Here is a 23,193-nt window from a genome sequence, read left to right as displayed (position 1 = left end):
TATGAAGCATAACCCAGCTAATTTTCATCAGCTGGGTTTTTTATTTGAAACACTTCATAAAGTTGTCAACAAAGGGCTGATGGAATGATAGCTTGCTTTACAATGGTCCTTAATTGGCAGTAAAGAAACAGGGTATCAAAGAGTTTATTCTATTAAAGGATAGTTAAAGCTTTAACTGTCAATGCGAATAGTAACTGCTATTTTTGTGCTGATGGCGTCTTAAAAGAAGAGCTTGAGATCAAGATTTTTTTTGCATGTCAGCCTTTACATCCCATTCCCATAATTTCCGTTAGTTTAGAAAGATATTTTTTTACGCTGAAATCGAATAAGTATATGTATAGTCCCTTTGCTCTGATAGAAGTTTTTGATGATGCTGCTCATGGTTTTAAAGGTAATACTTCCACCGTGGTATGGCTGGATAAAGAGATAGAAGTAGCCAGCATGCAGTCCATCGCGGCTGATTTTAACCAGCCTGCCACTACCTTCCTGTGGAAAAATCCTGAAGATGATGCTGATGATTTTCGTGTACGCTGGTTCGCACCTGATGCCGAAATTGGTCTGTGCGGCCATGGCTCCCTAGCAGCCATTGTATATCTGAGTGTTCAACGTTCAGTCAAAGGAATGATCGTGCTACATTTTCCCGAAGGACAACTGGAAGGAGAAATGCAGAAAGATGGTAGCGCATCCATCACCCTGGATGGTATCCCGGTGCTATCGGAGGATGAGATCCCCGAAACTTTGGAAGCAGGTTTGGGCATTCCTGTCAAAGCTTATTTTTCTACCCCCAACAAACATATAGTATTGGTAGAAAGTGAAGAGGCTTTGCAAAATATGAAACCTAAATTCGCCAAACTAAGAGAACTGGCTGCTTTTGGCTACGCTGTTACAGCTCCCGGTAATGAGGTGGATTTTGTCAGCCGTACTTTGGTACCTCATGTACAGCAGTTGGAAGATCCGGCTACCGGTTCCTCTCATGCGGCATTGGCACCTTTCTGGGGTAAGAAATTAGATAAAAAGTATATGAAGGCTCATCAACTAAGTAAGCGGAGAGGTAAGTTTATCTGTGAGCTGGTAGAAGATGACAATGTCAAACTTAGTGGCCAGTACAGTATACTGGCTGAAGGAAAGCTGAAGCTAGAATGACAGCTATTGTGATTTGTCTCTTGCCAAAATTATTGTAGAATTGTCTTTTGCTCTCTCCACAGAGATTGTATTGCTTAACCTATAAAAATATTTAACTAAAATGGAAAAATCATCGTCAATGTTGCATCATGTTTTCTTCTGGCTGAATAACCCCAATTCTAAAGAAGATCTGGATAGTCTGATTCAGGGGCTAAAGAGCCTCGGGCAGATCAATACCCCCAAAATGATCAAGATCGGTGTGCCGGCGGCTACTCCCAAACGTGATGTGGTGGATGACTCCTATGATGCCTCCCTGCTGCTGATGTTTGATAGTGTGGAAGATCATGACGACTATCAGGTTGATCCTATCCATAAGAAGTTTGTGGAAGAATGCGCCTATCTATGGGATAAGGTACAAATCTACGACTCACAGGATGTATAGTGCTTGGCATTATTTTGTCAGCGCTAAATCGCTAGGCAGCCTAAGTTTGAATATCAAATAATAAAATACAGAAGGAATAACAGACTTCTGTTGGAAAATGACGGGAAGCTCGGTATTTTGATGATTTAGCATACAACAACCTATGAGTACTGTTTTTTCTATTGGCTTCCGTACAGCCTTCCCTCAATTTCTTCTCTGTGTATTGATCTGCGTTTTGGGTAGCAGCCGTTTTTTGGCTGCGCAACAAATGAATGATCGTCCCAATATCATTTTTATCCTGACCGACGATCAGCGCTGGGATGCGCTGGGCCATGCTGGCAACGAAATCATACAAACCCCGGAAATGGACAGATTGGCTGAAGAAGGGCTGTATTTCAAGAATGCCTTTGTGACCACGCCTATCTGTGCCGCTAGCCGAGCCAGCTTCCTTACTGGGCTGTATGAACGTAAGCATGGCTATACCTTCGGACAGGAGATGCAGGAAGCGCTGATGCAAAAATCTTATCCCACTCTGCTCAGGCAGGCAGGCTATCATACCGGTTTTTATGGCAAATTTGGAGTCAACTATCCGGGTAAGGATCAGCTTTTTGACAAAAGCGAAATCTATGATCGTAACGGGCAGTATAAAGATCGCAGAGGTTACTACTACAAAACTCTCAGAGAAGATACAGTCCATCTGACCCGTTACACCGGCCAGCAGGCACTGGACTTCATCAGCAATGCTCCTCAGGATCAGCCTTTCTGCCTTTCGCTGAGCTTTAGCGCTCCGCACGCCCATGATCCCGCCGAATTGCAGTATTTCTGGCAGGATGAAGTAGACGACTTATATCGTGAGATTGATATACCTGCTCCCTTGTTGGGTGATAAGCAATACTTTCTGGAACAGCCCATGTATGTGCAGGAAGGAGAGAACCGCAAGCGTTGGTACTGGCGGTATGATACTCCCGAGAAATATCAGCATAGTGTCAAGGGATATTACCGCATGATCTCTGGTATTGATAGGGAAATCGCTAAGCTCAGGGCTTTGCTGGATGAGAAAGAGCTGGCAGACAATACTGTCATCATCCTGATGGGTGACAATGGCTATTTTCTGGGTGAACGCCAACTAGCCGGCAAGTGGTTAATGTACGATAATAGTTTGCGAGTGCCACTAATCATTTTTGACCCTCGCCAAACCAATCCTCAGGAAGTGGAAGATATGGTGCTCAACATAGATGTACCTGCTACCATGCTGGAACTGGCGGGTGTTGATCGGCCCACCAGCTGGCAAGGAACGAGTCTGTTGGCGTATCAGCAGGGGAAAAAGCCTGTATCTACGCGTACCCATAATCTTTTTGAGCATTTGTGGGAAACAGACATTATTCCTCCCAGCGAAGGCGTCAGGACTACCGAATGGAAGTATATGCGTTATATTCGGGATATGGAACATGAGGAGCTGTACAACCTGAAAGATGATCCGCTGGAGAAAAATAACCTGGCCGGAAAAAATAAATATCAGAAAGTACTGGAGAAAATGCGGGCAAGCTGTGACTCTCTTATCATGGTTAGAAAGTAGAAAACATCAGGATATTGATTACATCCTTTCCCCAGAGAATACATTTCATATGAGAAGACTTATAGGACATGAACTTACGCATGTGTATCAGCAGAGAGGAGAAACATCAAGAGAGTTATTAAATGCGCTGAAAAAAGATAGCCTGACGGCTCGTTCATCTCTGGTGGTGATAACAGGTAACTCCCCATTTCAAAGAAAAACTGCCGCTGAGGAACTGGCAAGAAAGACGGCACAGCAACTGTACACGGTGGATCTTTCTCCTGTTTCATCCAAGTACATTGGAGAAACTGAGAAAAATCTTGAGCGGATTTTCAAGCGTGCCTCATCACTAGGATGGGTATTATTTTTTGACGAAGCTGATGCCCTTTTTGGAAAAAGGACAGCGGTTAAGGATTCTCATGATCGCTATGCGAACCAGGAGAGCAATTATCTTCTTAAGGGCATAGAGTATCATAGAGGATTGGTGATCTTGGGCACCAATCCTCAATCTGACTTAATTACTACCTTAAGGAGGACTAATCAATATGTTCTAAAATTTCCTCCTTTTAGCTGAAAAGGAGATGCAAAAAGGGTTGATAGAAAAATCAAAACAAAGCCTGACTCAATGAGGCAGGCTATGCCCAATAATTTAGGATAGGAAGGTTTACGCTTCTATTTCATTACCTTCAGCATCGTAGGTAACAGTAATAGTATCAGTACCATCAGTGATACTCAATTCGTACTGCATGCCATCTTCTGTCTGTACCTGGTATACAATGGTTACTTCCTGCTCACTATAGTCAGATTCCTCAAAAGCTGTCTTTACAGCCTCAGGAAGGTTTTCGTACTGAATCTCAGTGCGGCTGTCCTGAATAAACACTGTAGTGGCGTCCTGATTTACAGGAAGAGCGCTTGCGTCTACTGTAGCAAAAGAGAAAATAGCCAGCGCAGCTAAAGCGATAAGTGAACTTTTCATAGTTGTAAAAATTAAAGTTTGTAAAAAAATACTTTGAATTTGCGCGCGCACTTATTTATCTGGAATAATTGTGCCAATTGAGAATAGTCTGTAAAAAACTGAGCTTTAGTGATTTACAATGGATTTTTGCGGTTTTTCAATAAAGCTATATTAATTTTACTTTGCTCAATCTGGGGTGTTTTTCCACGGTGCTTTTTACCCCTGGGCCTCGGAAAGGGTTATTAATATTTGCCTTTTGACCTCAAGTTAATTTTGGTTGTACACGAAAAAATATCAGCTTCAAACAAGCTTAAGCCATATTATGCGTTTAGTCTCATAATGGATGCTTAACTTAAACTGCCCGACATAAGAATATTTACAAAGCCTACTGACCAAAGTTTAACAACGGACAGCCTTTCAGACAAATTGACGTTAAAACTATTTAAACTAAACTTGAGCCTATGTTTGGGAGTAACGGAACTATTGACCAGCACATCATTTATACCCGGGAAGAGATATACGTCCGCCTACACAAGGAAATCACCGCTGCACAATCAGAAATACTGATTGCTGTAGATCGCTTTTCCCACGATGAGCTCTTTCGTCTGCTATTCAAAAAAATAGAAGAGGGGGTAAAAGTTGAAATGATCATTACAGAGCGTACCCAGGAGCCGGAAGAGAAGTACGAGTACGAAGAAATATTTGAATACGAATCTTCCTCCCTTCAGCAACTGGTGCTTAAAGGGGCTTCTGTGCTGCAAATAGATCCCAACGCCCACGACATGTCGCAGAAGTTCTGCATAGTGGACAAAAAATTAGCCTTTTATGGTGCCTATAGTTGGAGTAAAGCAGAGCAGAGCGGTCAACAGGAAAGTATTGTACTTACTCATCATCAGGCTACGGTAGAACGTCTGGTCGCCTACTTCAACGAAATCAAAAACAAAGCTTTTGCGCTTCAGCCTGCTAAGGCGGAAAAGAAGTCTCTGCTCTCCTACATAAAAGCTTTCTTCGGCATGAAGTCGCAGGAAAGGCCGCAGCTTTCCAGGCCACCTAAAGCTGATCAGCAGCCAGCTTCTTCTATAGCAACAGACAAGCGCAGCGAGTATGAGCATGTGCTGGATTCTATGATTGCGGCGGAGGTGAGTAATTTTGACCGCGAACTGCTGCGCAAACAGGGTTATGAGCGGGCCAGAGCCAATAATGGTGATGCCCAGGTACTCAGCAAAGGACTGGATAGCGTATATTCTGTCTTTGTCAATGAGGTCAATGTAATAGAAGACAAAAAGACCCGCCTGATTAGCAAGATAGAGGAGCAAAGGGTCAAGAGTACCGATAAGCTGAAAGAGCAGTTGGACCTGCAACTTCATACGCTAGATACCCAGTTTGAAAGTCGGAAGGAAAGCCTGCAAAACAAGATCAGCAGTCTGGAGTCTCATATCGCTATCCACAAGAAAGAGATAGAAGGCATACGTACTTCTAAAATTCCCGCAGTGCAGGAAAAGAACGAGCAGATAGCACAGCAGATCAAGGAGCAGGAGCGAAGCTTTGTCAAACCGGCATTCAAATGGTTTGAGTTTATTCCGGTCACCCTCATCAACCTGGGCCTGATCTTTTACCTCTTCTTCTTTTATTCTTCCGCAGCCTATATACTACTGTTCAGCGAACTGGATGCCAAAGAGGCGAGGTTGAGAGGCATTACTGTAAACCCTCCTGAGGTCTTTAACCCCGATGCCATCAGTATGGCAGCCGACAAAGGCGGATCGGCACTTTTCTTCATCATGCTCTTTGTTTTTGTACCACTATCGCTGGCGCTGATCGGCAGGTTTGTAAAAGAGATGAACTGGTGGAAGAATACGCTTACGTTCCTGGGTATACTGCTGGTAGATGCTTTTATCGCTTACAAAGTAGCCGAGGCTATCCATAATGTAGATTATCTGACGGGTGCAGTAGATGTAGAGTGGGAGTTTATGATGGCCTTTGAAGACCTGAACTTCTATCTGGTATTTATCTTAGGGGCATTGGGCTTACTGCTGTTTAAAATTACTTTTGAGAAGCTGATGCAGTTCTTTGAAGAGCGCAATCCGGATATGAACTACCGTAAAAACCAGCAACATATCAGGCATATGCAGGATGATATTGCCCATAACCAGAACCTGAGGTTTTCGCATGAAGAGGAAATCGCAAGATTTGAGAAAGAGATCATCCAGTATAATACAGATATCAATATCTGCCGGGAAGAACTGGCGGCCATGCCTGCCAAGAAGACGCAGCAGATAGAACAGAAGAAGAGTGAGATGAACAGCAAAGCCCAGAGCATTGAAAGGATTACGGACATCTACAAAACCCATATTGAGAATGACATTCTGCCTATTTCTATAGACTCCGTAAAAGACCGTATCAATGTGTTTCTGGAAGGCTGGAATGACTTTCTACATGATGAGTATTCCGTCAACAAAGCCATGGAGAAGAGCAAGGCCGCTGCCGAAGTAGCTACCCAGTGGCAGGTAGAAAAGCTGAGTGGTAATCGTTTTGATCAAAGAATAAAAGCCTAGCAATGAATAAAACATTTGTGTTAAAGAAATTTCCTCATCTATGCCTCGCTTGGTGTCTTCACCAACCGAAATTACTGATACTGCTGAGTATCTTTCATACACGGTCTGTGTCTTCACAGACCGTATGCCTTGGGATTTGCCTCATACTGGGCATTACCCTGGCCTCCTGTTCCAGTAATAGTGAGAGTCTTAAGGAAGGGGAAAGAGAAGAGGACGAAAGCATTAGTCTGACGCACTATAATATTGTTTTTGCCCCCGATCTCTCAAATCGGGTGAACACCAATTTGCATCCCCGTCCGCTCAACGATCAGCAGATTGTGCACAGCGTATTGGAGAATATCTATCCTGCCATTCTCAACCACCAGCGTTCCGACAATCAACTGGATAGGTTCACGGTTTCTCTGGTCAATAAAAAGCTGGTGAATGAGTATAACATCAATAAATCACTGCTGAACATTGATTTCAGTCAGTTCAAAAACCAGCGGGAACGGATAGACTACATCAAGGGCAGGAGTGAAGCAACACTGGAAGCAGACATACAGAACTTTGAGCAGGAGTTTGGCCGGATCAATGAGATTGCTGCCCAGAATACTTTTGGAGCAGATGTATGGTCTTACCTCAATGCGGGAGTAGATAATCTGGTGGTACAGGCGGAGAAAGAGCCGATCATCTTCAACGGCACTACCTACCGCAACCAGTACCGCAATGTGCTCATCCTGCTCACCGATGGCTACATAGAGGCGGGCATTTACGACAATAAAGGTTGCCCGGAACCTAACCAATGCTATTACCTGAGCGGAGAGCGGGTGAAACAGTTTCGCCAGGCTTTTAAACAGTCGGGAGTGAAAGACATGAAAACTTTCTTTGAAGAAAACAACTATGGCATAGTGCCGGTCAGCAATCCTTACCTGGAAGAGGTGGAAGTGTTGGTGCTGGAAATGTACGACCGTTCCCTATCACAAGGCGGCAATGCTACGGTACACCCTACCGACACCGAAATCCTCAAGCTCTTCTGGTCCGACTGGCTGGAAAAGTCCCATGTCAAACGCTACGAACTTCGCCCCCTCATGACCACCGAAGAAGAAGTAGAGCAGGTAGTGATGAACTTTATGGGAGTGCGATGATAGTGTTAGTGTGTGGTGGTGTTATAGTGCGATGGTATTAGGGTGTCATGGTTCTACTTTCCGCCTCTCCCACCCTGTCATTTCGTAGCCACAGGCGTAGAAATCTTTACCACCCTGCAATGTCAATGATTTTCATAGTGGTCTCCACGGAGTGGAGTTAGAGTGTTATGGTTTAGGGGTTTTCTAACCATAACACCAAGAACTATAACACCCCAACACCATACTAAAAATCAGAATAATCAGCAGCGCGGAGGAATATGATGTCTGCTTTGGAAACATTGTTCTGGTATTCGTCCTTCGCCTTAAGCTTCAACCAGTCAGGGGCTTCTCTGAAGTCATCCCACAGCTTATCTCTTTCTGCACGGTTATTATAAGCGGTCATGTACATCAGGTTAGGCATTCGGCCACCGAATAAAGTTTCCGCATAGAAGACCGATTCAAAGCCCAGATTGTTGAAGATCTCAATTTCATCTCCCTCATTAAACATATTCACCTTACTGGCATACAGTTTTTCGGTGGCACCTTCGTAGCTGCGCAATTCATACACCCGTTCGCTTCGGGGGCTATTCAGATCAGGCACAAGAGGAGCAGGCATATCGGAGAAAGCGTGCAGCAGAATGTTTTCAATCCGTTCGTAAGGCGCATTGTCATGAGGGGCATCCAAATAGTCACTACCCGCCCGGAGATACTTTTTGTCTTTTTCCAGCGCATCATCGGTCTGCATGATTTGCTCAAAAGAGGCGTAAGGCACCAGCACATAGGTCATAGGGGTTTCACTTTCCGTAGTATGGAAGACGCCTACATTTTCAATACCAGCTCGGTGTATGGCCGGCACGTAGGCATCTTTCAGGTATTCATCTACCCTTTGCTGCTGGCTTTCATCTGCCAGATGGTAGACTTTGAGCTGGTAAAAATATTTGTTGTTCTTTTGTGCATACGCTAAAGAAGTACTGAGCAACAGGCCCAGTAGCAGGCAAATCAGGTTTAGGTTGTGCTTTTTCACTGTTATCATTGGTTTTAGTTCATTAGACAATGATAAGCAGCTTTCAGTAAAATAGCACCTTTCTCAGCATATTAATCAGTCTCAGGGTATCAATCTGCTCAGCAGATAGCCCGGAAGGTTTAGCTGAGCTGTTTCATCTGCTTGTATCTCCAGCGAATCTAAAGCGTTATACTCTGCGGTAAATGCGCTGACATCCCGGATATTTACCAGTGCTCTGCTGATTTTGTTACTCGCTTCCAAAAGAAGTAGACTTCCCTCACTTACGGTAGCTGAAAACTGATCAACGTTACTTTCCTTTAACAGGACACCTCGTTGTACGCCTTCTTTCCCCTGTACCTCAAAATGCATCTGAGCCTCTTTCCAGCCGCTAAGTCGGCAGGTGATTCCCTCAGCATGTAAGGCCGACAGGTTTGGGGCCGTGATGTAAACACCCGCATTTTCTCCGTAAAATGTATAATAATACTTCGGGAAATTTTCTGAAGGATTCATAAGTTGAATACTCACTTCCAGAGTATCTCCCTTGATTTCCCATTTAGTTCTGCCATCGGTTCCCTCATCCATTCTTATCTCGTAAGCATCACCTGCTCTTAACTCTACCAGCCCGGGGTAATTACCTATTATTTTCACCGCTTTGAAAGGCGGTAACTCTCCCTGCGAATAACCTGACAATGGATCATTGCGGTCAAGTTTCTCAAACTCAGATTTAAGAATGAGCGATGAGCTAAGAATGCCAAGAAATATTACTGCGATAAGGGTTAGGATAAGTTTATTACTGGTTTTCATACGTTACTGATTTAGGTAGCGGGATAAGTTTCTCTGACAAAGGCATTGTAGCGTTCCTGTATCTCCTCCATGCTGATGTCCAGCAGATAGAGCGTACGGAAAAACTCTGGCAGTTCTGCTTCCAGAAAGCGTTCTTTACGATAGGCTTTGATTCTGACCGGAGCCTGATGGCTGGCAAAGTAACCTATACCTCTTTTGTTGTAGATAATTTCTTTCTGCTGCAAAAATTCATAAGAACGCATGGCCGTATTGGGGTTGACCTCCATCAGCGCTGCCAGATCCCTTACCGAGGGAATACGTTCTTCCGTAGCCCATTTTTCCAGCAGTATCTGTTCGCAGATATAATCAGCGATTTGCAGGTAAATGGCTTGTGTATCATTAAATTCCATAGTTCAGTCTATTAAATCTGCTTCTCCTTCAGGCGAACATAAGTGATGCACCACATGGCAAAGACTATCAACCCCAGAAATACCCAGATTAAATCGTCAATAGGTTCCGGATAGTTGATCGTATACTTTTTATCCAGAAAGAGCGTCCAGGAAGTGAAAGGGAAGACTGTGATATTGTGATCATAGCCAGTAAACTGGTAGACCAGAAAAGCATTGAATAAGTAGGCGATAACTAATACTCCTGTGAAAATTCCCAGGGTCATGATGTAGGCATTTTTAGTAAAATAAATAGAGCCTAAAAACACTGCTCCCTGCACCAGAAAATAAAAGGTCCCAAAAAACCATCCCACATTAGAGGGAATAAGCGAGTACTTTCTGAATCCCTCCGGAATGTTCTGGTTGGCGAGTTCTATGATGCCAATATGCAGGCCATAAAATACGAGGACGGCTGTGAGTACAAATAGTAAGTTGTAAAGTAAGATGAGCAGAAACTTTTCTATCTGCGAGGCAGGCAACATGATGGCCGGAATGCCCTGGGAAGAATTATTATACGCATTGAAAGCAGTACTGGTAAACATACTGCTGCCCAGCATCAGTCCAAAGAGCGCCATGACATGCAGTATGTACAGCATATCTTTGTATGCTTTTGTGCCCAGAATAGGAATCATCAGCAGGAACATGCCCCCCAGCAAAAGCATAAGCGATATAAGATAGTTTCTTCCGTGCTCAGCAATATAGAGTTTTAGCAAAAGCCAGAAGCGCGATATATTTAAGGTTTGGTTCATAAAGTTGGGGCTTTAGAGGTACTTGGTTTACTGAATAGGGTACGTATGCGCTCAGGCTGCTGTATGGCAGCATGAAACAACCGCTCCAGGTCTACTTTAGACTCCGTCGGGTTTTCTAGCTGCTCAGCATTTTCCATTACTACGGTATAGCCTTGCAAAGAAGGTTCAGCGTACAATATCCGATGGTCGTTTTCGGCGCTGCTGAGCGTAGTGAATCTAAGCTGCTGACTAATAACCTCCAGGCTTTGGTGTAGCAGAATTTCGCTATCATCCAGTACAATCACCGCGTCTATGAGGTTGTCCAGATCCCTTACCTGATGGGTAGAGATAAGCATTAGCCTGTCTTCCTCAAAAACAGAAGATACCAGTTTGCGAAACTGACTTTTGGAAGGAATATCCAGTCCGTTAGTCGGTTCATCCATGATGAGTACTTTGGTATTGCAGGCCAGGGCAAAGGCGATTAACACTTTCTTACGCTGTCCGAAAGAGAGGCCATTAAGCTTACTTTCAAAGGGTACATCAAATTCTGTGAGGTAATAGCGAAACTGCTGCTCATTGAACTTGGGATAAAAAGGAGACAGCGTTTTGAGGTACTTTGCAATGCTGATTGGCGGAAGGTAAATTTCCTCCGGGATGAAGATGACTTCCTGCAAAAAAGAAGGCTGACGCTTACGGGGAACATAGCCCAGTACTTCTATTTTACCACTATTTGGGTAAAGCAAGCCTACCATAATTCTCAATAAACTGGATTTGCCAGCACCATTCTTACCTAAAAGTCCATAGATGTGACCTTCATTTAGTTGTAAGCTTAGCCCATCAAATAGCCGCTGATGTCGCGTATATCCAAATGAAATTTGATTCAGATTAATCATATCATAGTGTATTAGTGAAGTAGTACACTATAAATGTAGGTAAAAAATTAAGAGTTGCAAACCCTTAGCTAAATCATTTGGATGTTGATCCTAAAAGAAGAGAAGGTAAAGGCGGAAAAGTAAAGTCTTTGTCGCGCCTTTTGATGATTAAAAAAGCAGGGTTATACTGCTGCCTGCATTGAAATTTCTTCCGAGATAGGGAGTACTAATGTTTTATCACGATTAGTATCCAGATAGGTACGAATAAACTGTCCTAACTCAAACTGATGTTCGGGTTGTAGCTCGGAGGTGTCAAAACTAAAAAGGTCTGCACACCCCGCCTTCATAAAATGTTCTTTAATATCAGGATGGTTGGGAATATCAGAAAGTATAAAAGTGCTTAAACGGTCAATAGCCAGGTATTTTTTGTCTACCGCTTCAAGGCCAATGGTTTCTTGTAAAGCCTGACCTTCAGGAGTTCTATCCATGGTAATGAAAAGAAAAGTGCGGATCAGTACAATGCTGTCTACCACTTCTGCGAGCAGGTAGCCTAGCCTTTTGCCATTATAAGAGTACGCAATAAGCTTCTGGCCACTATGATTTTCTATCACTACAGGCTCTTTCAGGGTAAGATATAAATGAAAATGTTGCAGATAAGCATCAATACAATCCAGTCTTTCACTCATGCGGTGCAGGGCATGCGGTTGTATGTAGACAGGTAAACTTATTTGTTTCTGGCTTTGTGTCAGACCAAAATGTGAAGCATCAATGCTTATCCACTCAGGTCCATCAAGGGGCCTGGCCCACCCCACACGCAATACCTTGCGCCATTTGCCATCAATATTTACCTTCTTTTGGTCGGGGCGTACGGCATATAGGTCAAAACGATTGTTTAATCGCATATCCTTTATTTTGTACCCATGATCTACCCAGTACATCTTGGTATCCAGCGTACTTTCTTCTAAACAGGCTTGCCAAAGGGCTTCATACATGTGCATAAAAGGAAAAGCGTCACTTTCCATCAATTCAATGTATTCGGCAAACCTCTGCTTAAGGATTTCTGACCGGCAAGGTGATTTTTCATTCGTCAGGTAGAAGTACAAGGCCTGGCCAAAAGAAAGAAATTCGCGTAGTGTGACTGCTTTTCTATTTTTAGTGTTGGCATCTTCAGGGTCAATAAAGGAAAACCTGAACTCATTCAAAAACTTTTCATGCCCCTCCCGAATATTCTTGAGTACGGATAGCGGAATATCATCGGAATTGGCAATGAGTGTACTGATACTAACCCTCATATCAAACAGGTATTTAAGATCATCTGCTGAAGCGATCAGCTCAAAATCTTCTACACCAATAGCTTCGGCAAAGTTGATGAGTTTACGAGTATAGACTTTGCGGTACTGAGCTTCCTGCAACTTAGGAGAGATTGCCTTTGACTTTCCTTTTTTTCGCTTTGCCATAGTGCTAACCTTTAAGTGATTTTACATAAATGAACGATATCAGGGTGTTATTCAATTATGCTTTAATTAAAGTCAAACAATATGCCTCTCGTACTTTAAGGATTTTTTTTGTAGGTAGGATAATGTGCAATATTCACAAAATGTGATAAGAGAGATAAATCAACTTATGAAAAAAGTAATATTTGTAGATAAAAAAGTTATAAATAGAAGTTAAAAATTTGCAAGATAGCCCAAAGTCAGGAGTTCTTTCATTAAAACTCCTGACATTAGATTTCTACGATTTTAATTCGTTTCTTCTTCTTCGGACAGTTGCTGCAATAGTTGTTGCAGGCGGTTGAGTTGTTCGGCAGCCTCATCAAAGTTCTTGTCTCCGGTAGATTCCAGATACTGCTCAAAGGCTTCGTTGGCCTGCTGAATCAGGCTCTGGTTAGCAGGAGTTATAGCTTCTTCAGCTTGTGCTTCCTCTGCCTGGGCCTGCTCAAGTTGACTTTCGGGCAGCATCCCACTCACGGTAGATTCTATTTCAGTATTGGCTAATGGACCATCAAAAATGCCCTGTAGCGCATCCTCAAAGGTCTCGGCATAGCTCAGGTCATCGTTGTGCATCACCACGACCAGTCGGAGTTCGGGATAAGCGGCAGTCTCGGATTGCAGGTAGATAGGTTCTACATAAATAATGGTTTCATCTACCGGAATGGCCAGCACATTCCCCCTGATTACATTAGAGCCTCGCTGGTCCCACAGACTTAGCTGTGAGGAAAGAAAGCTGTTCTGATCAATTTTGGTCTCTACCTGCTGTGGGCCAAGTACCCTTTTATCTTTGGGAAACTGATAAGCGATAAAACGACCATAATTCTCAGGATCGCAGAGCCCGGCTATCCAGCCGATGAGTACCTGTCGGTTTTTAGGGGTAAAAGGCTGTATTAAGGTAAATTCAAGATCATCAGAGTCGGGCAGCTGCCACATGATGTAATAAGGCTGAACCGGTTGTACCTCATTGTAATACTTTTCTGTAGCCCTGATCCATAGGTCTTCCTGATTGTAGAAAACTTCGGGATCTGTCATATGATATTTGGCATACACCAGTCCCTGGGTAAGCAGCATTTGTTCAGGATAACGTACGTGTTCCTGAAGGTTTTGAGGCATGGCTTCTCTGGGCTGAAATACGTCAGGAAAAATCCGCTGCCAAACCTGTATGATGGGGTCTTCTTCGTCAAAAACGTAAAAATCAACCTCTCCGGAGTAAGCGTCTACTACGGCTTTCACTGAATTTCTGATGTAGTTGACACCTCTCAACTGGTTATCCAGTCTGGTGATCAGCATCCGGCGGTTATCTCCTTCCTGATACTCAATGCTCTCCTGTGCAGTAAATGGCTCGCTGTAAGGATAATCGTTGGAGGTGGTATAGGCATCAATAATCCACTTCAGCTGACCATCTACCAAAGTGATATAGGGATCGTTTTCAAACTGAAGGAAAGGTGCCAGTTTTTTGACCCGCTCAGAAACTTTGCGGTTAAACATGATGCGACTTTCGCTGGTCGGGTAGGTAGAAAACAGCAGACGAGAGCCATCAAACATATAGCCGTAGATGAATTTACGGAAGAAATTGCTGATCTGTACACCTCCCGTTCCCTCATAGCGTACATACACATTTTGCTCTCCCTGAGGGTAATCAAACTCACTTTCTTCAGAATTTACAATGACATGGGAATCGGTAAGTTCGCCATAATAGATCTCCGGCCTTTCTACTTTCAGGCTTTCATAGGTACTTTCCGGAGGAATATTCTTGATCAGCAAGTTAGGTAAGCCCTGGGGCGTAAATTCATTTACGTTTGTAAGCGTAATGCCGTAGCCATGCGTGTACTTGAAGCGTTCGTTTACAAAAGTCTGACTCTGATCGGGTAAATTGCTAGGCTCCATCTCCCGGGCAGAAACCATTACCTGACGATATTCTCCATCAATCATATAACGGTCAATATCTACATCCGTAAACTCATAATACAGTCTTATTTCCTGAAACTGACGATATACATCATCCAGGGCCCGCCAGTCCCATAAGCGCACATTGTTAAAAATCTCCCGATTATTCTCTACCATTTCCGGAGTAAAGCGGTCGGAGGCGGGAAACTCCCGCTCCTCTACATCATGAAGTTTGAAACCCCGACGGGTAAATTCAATATTGTTGACGATATAAGGCTTCTCAAAAGTAATTTCATTAGGCTCTACCCTCAGCCACTGGAACAGGCCGGGAATGGCCGATAGACCAATAAACCAGATAAGAAAGACTGCCGGAAACATCAGCAAACCTACGATAGGGTAAGCTTTGAGGGGCATAAACTGCTTGCGCATAATCCAGTGGCGAAAACGCTCCCGCGTAGAAGGAATGAGGAGGATCAGGCCTGCTACAAACGTAAAGATAATTATCACAATATAGGCGGGAAGGCGAATGTGGTCATCGGTCCAGCCGGGGCCGTGCACGGCGCCCAGATCAGAATACATAAGCTCAAAGCGATCCAGGTATTTCCCAAAAGACATCAGTATCAGCAGTATACCGCTGTTGATGAATACAGAAAGAATCAGCTTATTATCAATATCACTGGGATGGTCGGGGCTTACAAACTCAAAGGTAGTTTGCCCGCTGCGGTTCACAAAAATAGAAAGGATGGATACGATCAGGGAGATGACCACCAGGGCTGATAACAGTGAATAAGTAGAGGTGAGAAAAGGTAGTTTGAAAAGGTAAAATCCGGTGTCCTTTCCTAAAAGCGGGTCGCTCACGCCCGTATTGACAGCATACCAAAATTTGAGAAATACTTCCCAACTGGCATAGCCCCATACACCCCCTATGAATGCACCTATAGCTACGCCCAGCCATTTGATGTATCTGTTTTGATAAGTAACCAGCCAGCAAAGCAACCACACCATGCCACCACAAAAGAGTAAGCTAATCAGCCCCATACTCCACTGGGTGAGCGTAGCTATCCAGAAACGTTCTCCAAAACCTACTGCCTGAAACCATAACAGTTCTCCCCAGAAGTTCATCATACTGGATAAAGAAGCAGTAAAAAGGCCAATAATAACGCCAATCCATACTTTACCTTTTTGCTCTTTTCGTACACCCTGGTAGAGAAAGAAGAAAGACAAGCCGGCAAGTATGATAAAGATCGCTGTATACATGAGTTGTGTTTATATGATGAATGTAATGTATAAAGTTCTGGGGAAAAAATTTGTTTTGAGCCAATACAGAATGTTAAAAATGAGCTACACCCCATTGTTGACAGCCAATCTAAGCATTTGAATCAAGCCGGAAAAGAAAGAGAAACTGTAATAGTAAATATTGACTCTTAAATCTATGTTAACAGGATATAAGCTATTATTTAATAAAACAGATACTTGAGTATTTATAACCAAATCTACTTTAACCCAGGTAGACAAAAGGTGAACATGATGAAAATTAGCTCTTTTAATCTCATAATCAGAGGTTTATGATTTGAGGATGATAAGTGAATTAGGTATGTTTACATTACAAAAAGGTGTATAAATGGAAAAGCTAGTTGTCAATAAGGCGGTTTATCTCGCTGTTTTACCTTTTGAAAATTTTACTCCCGATAATGAGCTGGATTATCTTGCGAGAGGCTTTGCAGAGGACCTGATTACCGACCTCTCCCGTTTCCAGTCGTTGATGGTGATTTCCTCCCATTCCGTACTTCAACAAGGGATGCAGGATAGAAAATTGATCTCAGAAAAACTGGGGGCTAATTATCTGCTCAAAGGTAACTTTCGCTACCGTAATGAGAAGGTGCGCATTGTTATCCAATTGGTAGACGCAGAGAATCAGCATATCATATGGGCCGAACGCTATGACGAACCCCTAGAAACCATCTTTGAAATTCATGATGATATCATAGAGCGGGTAGTAGGCATTTTATCAAGCAAAATTGATATAGACTTACTTTCCATCGCGCAAAAGAAGTCTTTCACCCAGCTGCAAGCTTATGACTGCTGGCTGAGAGGCATGGAACATATGAAACAGGCTTCTTCGGAAAGTGACCAGAAAGCCAGAGCATTTTTCCAGAAAGCGCTGGAAATAGATCCTCTGTATGCTCGCGCCTATACAGGAATTTCACTTACCTATTTTAATAACTGGAGCTGCATGCTGTGGAATGATTGGGAAGATAATGAAAAAGGTGCGTTTGAGAATGCGGTAAAAGCAGTGAGCCTTGACGAAAGTGATCATATCTCGCAAATGGTGCTGGGGCGTATCCTGAATTACCGAAAGGAATTTGAGCAGGCAGAATATCATTTGAATAGGTCGCTGACCATCAATCCAAATGATGCAGATAATCTGGTGCAGTTGGCCCTGTGCTTTGCCCAGGTAGGTAGTCATGAACTGGGCATTAAGCTGTTTAATAAAGCGCTAAGGCTTAACCCTTACCATGACACCTGGTATTATGCCTTTGGTATGGTGCCTTACTTTCTGGGAAAACAGTATCTGGAGACAATAGGCACGGGTATCAAATGCCCAATTTATGTAGCGGTAGACCAGCCCGCATTTCTCTCGGCCAGTTATGCCTATGAGGGAGACCCAAAGATGGCCGGGCAGTACCTCAACACTTTTTTGAAGCTATTTAAAGAAAGAATCAAACATGGCAAGGAATATAAAGCGCTGGAGGCGCTGGAATGGATGCTGATGGTTACTCCCTGTAAAAAATCAGAAGATACTGAAAACATTGTCAGGGGACTGGAACTGGCAGGGCTGAAGGAGGCATCTTACGCCCAGCCCGGTACCTATGAGTCATTCAGTAGACCGGAGCCGATTCTTCAGCAAAACGTATTCAGAAAAGAGCATGAACTCTGGGAAATAGCATTTATGGGTCAGTCTGTAATACTCGCAGAAGTAAAAGGTTTTCATGACCTGCTCGCGCTGCTGCTCCGCCAGGGAGAAGAAATACACTGTACTGCATTGATGCAATCCGAGAGCCAGTCAGAAGAGGAGGCAGTATTTGATGATAAGGCAAAGCATAACTATAGAAAAAGGATTCAGGCTTTGCAGGAAGAACTGGCAGAAGCGGAAGAAATGCAGCATTATGAGCAGGCAGAAAAGTTAAGCCTGGAACTGGACCAACTGATAGAGCATGTGAGCAAGGCTACCGGTTTAGGTGGCAAAACCAGGAAGGTAAAATCTCCGGTAGAGCGCTCCCGTGCTGCCGTAACCCTCAGGATACGCAGTGCTATCAAAAAGATAGCCCAGTCTCATCCCAATCTGGGTAAACATTTCCAAAATGCCATCCGGACAGGTACATTTTGTTCGTACCAGCCCGAGCAGGAGATGTATTGGGTGTTGTAAACTTTACTTACAGCACCTTTATCTCATGCTTACATTGTAAGCTCCACATTTACGCCTTATGAGTTGAAGGGTGTTAGCAAAAGCATCCTGATTAACTAAAACAAATTAACTCATAAGATGAATCTGAAAGTAATTACTGCTTTCCTTATGATCTGGATGGTATTGCTTACGCTTCTCCTATTATTAGGGAATGTCCGGCATGATAATGTAGAAGAGAGGTACTTCCTTGCATTGGAAGAGGAGCTAGACCGATTGCCTGCGGGGACTACAGAAAAACAAGTGCTTGCATTACATCCCGAACTACTCACGATCAGGCAAATGCTGGATCAGGCTTCTAATCTTAAGTGCAGGCTACAGGAAATGATCCGAAACCCCGCGCCTATCTACTGCAAAGAGATGGCGGATGAAAAAGAGAGGTGTCAGCAGGAGATCAGAAAGCTTACCCAAGCCGTTTCTGGCTTGTTGTATAGCCGGGAGGTATCAGCAGGTAACTCATATATCCAACCCGATTAATATTCACTATAAAATTTTCTTGAATTATGTGCAAAATATGTTCTTTTGATACCGCAAAAGCCGAAGGCTTCGGACAGAAAATGGTAGAAGTGATCAATCATGGCGCGTTGTCTCTGATGCTTTCCCTGGGGCACCGAACAGGATTATTTGATGTCATGAAGGACCTTCCTCCCTCTGGCAGTGAAAGTATTGCTAAAGCCGCCGGCCTCAACGAACGCTATGTGCGAGAATGGCTGGGCGCTATGGTTACCAGTGGAATCGTAAGTATAGAAAGAGATGAGGTCAATTCTGAAAAGATACTGTACCACTTGCCTGAAGAGCATGCGGCTTCACTTGCCCGTACCGCCGGCCCTGATAATGTAGGCGTGTTTGCGCAGTATATTCCTTTGCTGGGCTATGTAGAAGATAAAATTCTTATCTGCTTCCGGCATGGAGGAGGTGTACCCTATGAGCAGTATAACCGTTTTCATGAGGTGATGGTAGAAGACAGTGGACTGGCTGTGGTTTCCTCTCTGCTGGTGGACGTGCTGCCGCTGGTACCCGGTATCATCAAACGTCTGGAAGAAGGCATACATGTGCTGGATGTGGGCTGTGGCAGTGGTAAAGCCCTTAACCTGATGGCCAGGCACTTTCCTAACAGTACTTTTGTAGGATACGACTTATGTATGGAGCCTTTGGTTACTGCCCACCAAGAGGCAGTACTGATGGGATTGAACAATGTGGATTTTGTGCAGCAGGACCTTAGTGACGCTGACATTGGGGACAAATTTGACTTCATTACCGCTTTTGATGCCATACATGATCAGGCCCACCCGGATAAAGTTTTGAAAGGCATATTCAACGCTCTGAAAGATGATGGTCATTTTCTGATGGTAGATATCAACGCTTCTTCAGTAGTAGAAAATAATATGGGGCATCCGCTGGGTACTTTCTTGTACACCATTTCTACCATGCACTGCATGAGTGTATCTCTGGCCCAGGGAGGCATGGGATTAGGAGCCATGTGGGGCAGAGAAAAAGCAGCAGAAATGTTGAAAGAAGCGGGCTTTACACAGGTCAAAGAGCATATGCTGGAGCAGGATATCCAAAATCGCTACTTCATTATCAGTAAATAATCAATCAACATAACCCTTAATTATTCATTTATTATGAAATCAATTTCGTTGTTAGGAACATTATTCCTTTCGCTCTGGATGCTGGTAACTCCGCCGGACTCAGTGGTCAAGTCAGCGTACTTTTACTCGGAAGGAAATAAGCTTCATTATGTCACGGCGGGTTCAGGTACGCCAGTGATCCTCATTCATGGGTTTACAGATAATATCTCCATCTGCTATCAGGACTCACTGGACAGTGCAGGTACAAGCTTTATCTCAAAACTGTCAGAAAACTACCGGGTCATTGCGCTGGATGTCAAAGGTCACGGGCAAAGTGATAAGCCCACTGATGCCAGTCAGTATGGCAAAGCACTGGAAGAGGACGTGATTCGCCTGATGGATCACCTAAAGATAGAGAAGGCGCATGTGGTAGGGTACTCTATGGGCGCTTTTATTACGGGAAACCTGATGGTAGATCATCCCGAACGCCTGCTCAGTGCCACACTGATCGGAGGTACACCTCTTACCAAGAACCAGTTTTCTCCTGACCATAGCCTGAATGTGCTTCTGGAGGATATTTCAGAAAAACTGGAAAAAGGAGAGGGTATTACGCCTTTACTACAATGGTTCTGGCCAGGTGGACAAGCGGAGCCTTCACAGGAAGAACTTGAAGAGATCAGTCAGCAGATATTGGAAGGTCAGAATGCCCAGGCTTTGCAGGCATGTATCAGTTCGCTTACTACTTTGTGGCAGCTTGATGAAGCGAAGCTTATGCAATTGGATATTCCCGTCACGCTCATCAATGGTACTGATGATCCGCTCAAAAATTATATTACGCCTTTTCAACAGATCAAAAAGAGCAACTCTGTATTGATAGAAGAGGCAAATCATATGGATATTCTGATGTACCCTTCCTGCCTGGCTGCGGTAGAGAAATCTCTGGATTTGGTCAATTTACAGCTTAGCAGTGCCAAAGAATAAAACTTCTTTTTTGAAATCAACATAACTATAACCCAAGCCTATCATGAAAACTAAAATATGGGGGGAAAGAAGCAGCCTGTGGAGGATAATTTTCCGCCTTAAAAATGCTTATCAAATGTTTTTCTTAATAAAAAGGCGGAATAAGACGTACTGGCTTCAACGGATTGCTGACCGAAACGCCAACGCTTTCTACGACTATTAATCTACGCATTCAATAAAACTATTTAGACCATGAAAATGCTATTTCAAATTGCTACTTACCTGACAGTAGGTATATTGATGATGGCGAGTGCCTGTCATTCGCCCCAAAGTTCACTAGACCCTAAAGCTCCTTTGCTCCAAGGTTTGGGAGATCATACACTGGACATTACCACTGACTCTACACTGGCTGAAACTTATTTCAACCAGGGCTTCAACCTTACTTATGGCTTTAACCATGATGAAGCAGAGCGTTCATATCGGGAGGCAGTAAGGCAGGATTCTACCTGTGCCATGTGTTACTGGGGTGTTGCGCAGGTATTGGGTAGCAACTATAATGTCGCCATGTCGGATGATGTAAAGCAGGAAGCATCCCGGATGATCAAACTGGCCCAGCAGTATGCCGAGGATGTCTCCGATTGGGAAAGAGGCCTGATTGAAGCTACTGCCCTGCGCTACAACTATGACAAAAGTGACGAGCAGCCGGTGCTGGACGCTGACTATGCGGAAGCGTTGCGCCAGCTTCATGAGCAGCTTCCCGAGCATATAGATATTGCTGCTTTGTATGCTGAGGCGCTGATGATACTGCATCCCTGGGATTTGTATACCCGAGATGGTCAGCCCAAAGCCTGGACACCACAGATTACGGCCTTACTGGAAGAAATCCTGAAAAAGGCTCCTGATCATGCCGGGGCGCACCATTTGTATATACATGCCGTGGAAGCTTCCGCCAAGCCGGAGGTGGGGCTGGCAAGCGCAGATAAGCTGGGTAGCCTCATGCCGGGAGCGGGACATATTGTACACATGCCTTCACATATTTATATTCGTACTGGTAAGTACCATGAAGGTTCGGTAGTGAACGAAAAAGCCATAGAGGTAGACAGTTTATATCTGGATGCCTGTGCCTCTCAGGGTGTGTACCCTTTGATGCTTTTTCCTCACAATATCCACTTTCTGGCTGCCACGGCTGCCTTTGAGGGAAGAGGAGAGACTTCCATCAATGCGGCTTACCGGGTGGCCGCTCATACCGATACCACTGTGATACGGGAGGAAGGCTGGCAAACTCTGCAGCATTACCTCATGATTCCTCACTATGTGCTGGTGAAGTTTGCCCAGTGGGATCATATTCTTACGTTGGAGCAACCCGATGAAGACTTGCTGTACCCTAATGCGGTTTGGCAGTACGCCCGGGGAATGGCATTTGCGGGAAAAGGTCAGCTAACCAAAGCCCGGCAGGCTTTGGCTGAGGTCAAGAAAACTGGGCAGAACCCTGCGCTGGCCGAGATTACCATTTGGGATTTGAACTCGGCAGTACAATTGGTGCAGATTGCCGAACGTGTGCTGGAGGCTGAGATTCTCAGAAAAGAAGGTAAAAGAAAAGAAGCCATTACCTTGCTGAAAGAAGCAGTGGAGATAGAAGACCAGCTTAACTATAATGAGCCACCCGACTGGTTTTTCTCCGTGCGTCATCCCTTGGGAGCAGTATTGTTGGAAGATGGACAATATGCCGAAGCGGAGAAGGTTTTCCTGGAAGATTTATTCTTTTTGCCGGAAAATGGCTGGGCGCTCAATGGTTTGTATCAGAGCCTGAGCAAGCAAAACAAACAGAATGAAGCTGCTGAAGTGAAAAAGCGGTTTGAAGAAGCCTGGCAGTACGCGGATATAGCGCTGGAAAGCTCGGAAGTAAAAGCCATGGCTTATCAGAACATCAGCGGTGAGGCTCCTTTCGGTTCTTATCTGGCAAGTATACAGCAGTTTGCCATGTGTGGAAAGTCAAACTAACCAGATCCTTTTCTCACTATGACTTAGTCTGAAAGCGTTCAATATAAAACAAAGTCGGAAACTGTAAGGTATTGCGAATAGCCTGTCCTGCATCTCCGGCTTTTTTTATTTTTACTACTTGCACAGAAGAACTTAGAAGATTTGGTTTCTCTAGCTTTTAGATACAAATCTTCTTTAACCATCATCTTTCTTAATCATTCAGTATAATAATCGGGCAAAAAGCACCAGTGCTCAAAATTGTCATATTCCGTGATAAATTATGCAAAAACCCCTTTTACATT

General features: G+C 44.0%; 20 protein-coding genes. 12 read left to right on the top strand and 8 right to left on the bottom strand.

Going from position 1 to position 23,193, the window contains the following annotated elements; genetic code table 11:
• The first annotated feature begins 333 nt into the window (after positions 1–333).
• The 4 genes from WJR50_RS06385 (at position 334) to WJR50_RS06370 (ending at position 3,672) form a co-directional block, all read left to right on the top strand.
• On the top strand, positions 334–1,143 hold the full coding sequence (locus tag WJR50_RS06385) for a PhzF family protein (RefSeq protein ID WP_341292409.1): 810 nt from the start codon (positions 334–336) through the stop codon (positions 1,141–1,143).
• Between the two features lie 100 nt (positions 1,144–1,243).
• Entirely contained in the window at positions 1,244–1,564 is a 321-nt protein-coding gene (locus WJR50_RS06380) for a Dabb family protein (protein ID WP_341292408.1), read from the top strand.
• A 142-nt stretch (positions 1,565–1,706) separates the two neighbouring features.
• Positions 1,707–3,119, top strand: coding sequence for a sulfatase family protein (locus tag WJR50_RS06375; protein ID WP_341292407.1), 1,413 nt, complete (start codon positions 1,707–1,709; stop codon positions 3,117–3,119).
• A 49-nt stretch (positions 3,120–3,168) separates the two neighbouring features.
• A complete protein-coding gene (locus tag WJR50_RS06370) occupies positions 3,169–3,672 on the top strand; it encodes an AAA family ATPase (RefSeq protein ID WP_341292406.1) in 504 nt (167 codons plus the stop codon).
• A gap of 90 nt (positions 3,673–3,762) precedes the next feature.
• Here WJR50_RS06370 and WJR50_RS06365 read toward each other — a convergent pair whose 3' ends face one another.
• Positions 3,763–4,074, bottom strand: a complete 312-nt coding sequence (locus WJR50_RS06365) for a PepSY-like domain-containing protein (RefSeq protein WP_341292405.1) — start codon at positions 4,072–4,074, stop codon at positions 3,763–3,765.
• A gap of 440 nt (positions 4,075–4,514) precedes the next feature.
• Between WJR50_RS06365 and WJR50_RS06360 the strand changes: the two genes are divergently transcribed.
• Both WJR50_RS06360 and WJR50_RS06355 read left to right on the top strand, forming a co-directional pair.
• Complete coding sequence (locus WJR50_RS06360; RefSeq protein WP_341292404.1) at positions 4,515–6,605, top strand: phospholipase D-like domain-containing protein; 2,091 nt, start codon at positions 4,515–4,517, stop codon at positions 6,603–6,605.
• Positions 6,606–6,712: 107 nt separating this feature from the next.
• Positions 6,713–7,729, top strand: a complete 1,017-nt coding sequence (locus WJR50_RS06355; RefSeq protein WP_341292403.1) for a hypothetical protein — start codon at positions 6,713–6,715, stop codon at positions 7,727–7,729.
• Between the two features lie 223 nt (positions 7,730–7,952).
• Here WJR50_RS06355 and WJR50_RS06350 read toward each other — a convergent pair whose 3' ends face one another.
• The 7 genes from WJR50_RS06350 to WJR50_RS06320 all read right to left on the bottom strand — a co-directional run bounded on the left by WJR50_RS06350 (position 7,953) and on the right by WJR50_RS06320 (position 16,174).
• Complete coding sequence (locus WJR50_RS06350; RefSeq protein WP_341292402.1) at positions 7,953–8,732, bottom strand: NIPSNAP family protein; 780 nt, start codon at positions 8,730–8,732, stop codon at positions 7,953–7,955.
• Positions 8,733–8,813: 81 nt separating this feature from the next.
• On the bottom strand, positions 8,814–9,515 hold the full coding sequence (locus tag WJR50_RS06345) for a hypothetical protein (RefSeq protein WP_341292401.1): 702 nt from the start codon (positions 9,513–9,515) through the stop codon (positions 8,814–8,816).
• Between the two features lie 11 nt (positions 9,516–9,526).
• A complete protein-coding gene (locus WJR50_RS06340) occupies positions 9,527–9,904 on the bottom strand; it encodes a GntR family transcriptional regulator (protein ID WP_341292400.1) in 378 nt (125 codons plus the stop codon).
• A gap of 11 nt (positions 9,905–9,915) precedes the next feature.
• Positions 9,916–10,689 (bottom strand): hypothetical protein, encoded by a 774-nt coding sequence (locus WJR50_RS06335; protein WP_341292399.1) that lies wholly within the window; start codon positions 10,687–10,689, stop codon positions 9,916–9,918.
• Positions 10,686–11,561 carry an ABC transporter ATP-binding protein gene (locus tag WJR50_RS06330; protein ID WP_341292398.1) on the bottom strand — a complete coding sequence of 292 codons (876 nt, stop codon included), beginning with the start codon at positions 11,559–11,561 and terminating at the stop codon, positions 10,686–10,688. The genes WJR50_RS06335 and WJR50_RS06330 overlap by 4 nt, the downstream gene beginning before the upstream one ends.
• Positions 11,562–11,722: 161 nt before the next feature.
• The gene (locus tag WJR50_RS06325; protein ID WP_341292397.1) at positions 11,723–12,997 is read right to left on the bottom strand and encodes a hypothetical protein; all 1,275 of its coding nucleotides are present in this window, start codon (positions 12,995–12,997) and stop codon (positions 11,723–11,725) included.
• Positions 12,998–13,279: 282 nt separating this feature from the next.
• Positions 13,280–16,174, bottom strand: coding sequence for a UPF0182 family membrane protein (locus WJR50_RS06320; RefSeq protein WP_341292396.1), 2,895 nt, complete (start codon positions 16,172–16,174; stop codon positions 13,280–13,282).
• 364 nt (positions 16,175–16,538) lie between these two features.
• On the opposite strand from WJR50_RS06320, the gene WJR50_RS06315 reads away from it, so the two are divergent.
• From WJR50_RS06315 to WJR50_RS06290, 6 genes are all read left to right on the top strand, one after another.
• Positions 16,539–18,344, top strand: a complete 1,806-nt coding sequence (locus tag WJR50_RS06315; RefSeq protein WP_341292395.1) for a tetratricopeptide repeat protein — start codon at positions 16,539–16,541, stop codon at positions 18,342–18,344.
• A gap of 117 nt (positions 18,345–18,461) precedes the next feature.
• The gene (locus tag WJR50_RS06310) at positions 18,462–18,857 is read left to right on the top strand and encodes a hypothetical protein (protein WP_341292394.1); all 396 of its coding nucleotides are present in this window, start codon (positions 18,462–18,464) and stop codon (positions 18,855–18,857) included.
• 26 nt (positions 18,858–18,883) lie between these two features.
• Positions 18,884–19,972, top strand: coding sequence for a class I SAM-dependent methyltransferase (locus WJR50_RS06305; protein ID WP_341292393.1), 1,089 nt, complete (start codon positions 18,884–18,886; stop codon positions 19,970–19,972).
• A 33-nt stretch (positions 19,973–20,005) separates the two neighbouring features.
• A complete protein-coding gene (locus WJR50_RS06300) occupies positions 20,006–20,932 on the top strand; it encodes an alpha/beta fold hydrolase (protein ID WP_341292392.1) in 927 nt (308 codons plus the stop codon).
• Between the two features lie 43 nt (positions 20,933–20,975).
• Positions 20,976–21,134 carry a hypothetical protein gene (locus tag WJR50_RS06295; protein ID WP_341292391.1) on the top strand — a complete coding sequence of 53 codons (159 nt, stop codon included), beginning with the start codon at positions 20,976–20,978 and terminating at the stop codon, positions 21,132–21,134.
• Positions 21,135–21,163: 29 nt separating this feature from the next.
• Positions 21,164–22,912: a tetratricopeptide repeat protein gene (locus WJR50_RS06290; protein ID WP_341292390.1), complete on the top strand. Its 1,749-nt coding sequence runs from the start codon at positions 21,164–21,166 to the stop codon at positions 22,910–22,912.
• The last annotated feature ends 281 nt before the right edge of the window (positions 22,913–23,193 follow it).

It is taken from the genome of Catalinimonas locisalis, assembly GCF_038039535.1.
GTDB lineage: Bacteria > Bacteroidota > Bacteroidia > Cytophagales > Cyclobacteriaceae > Catalinimonas.
This window is presented reverse-complemented; position numbering and strand designations above follow the sequence as displayed.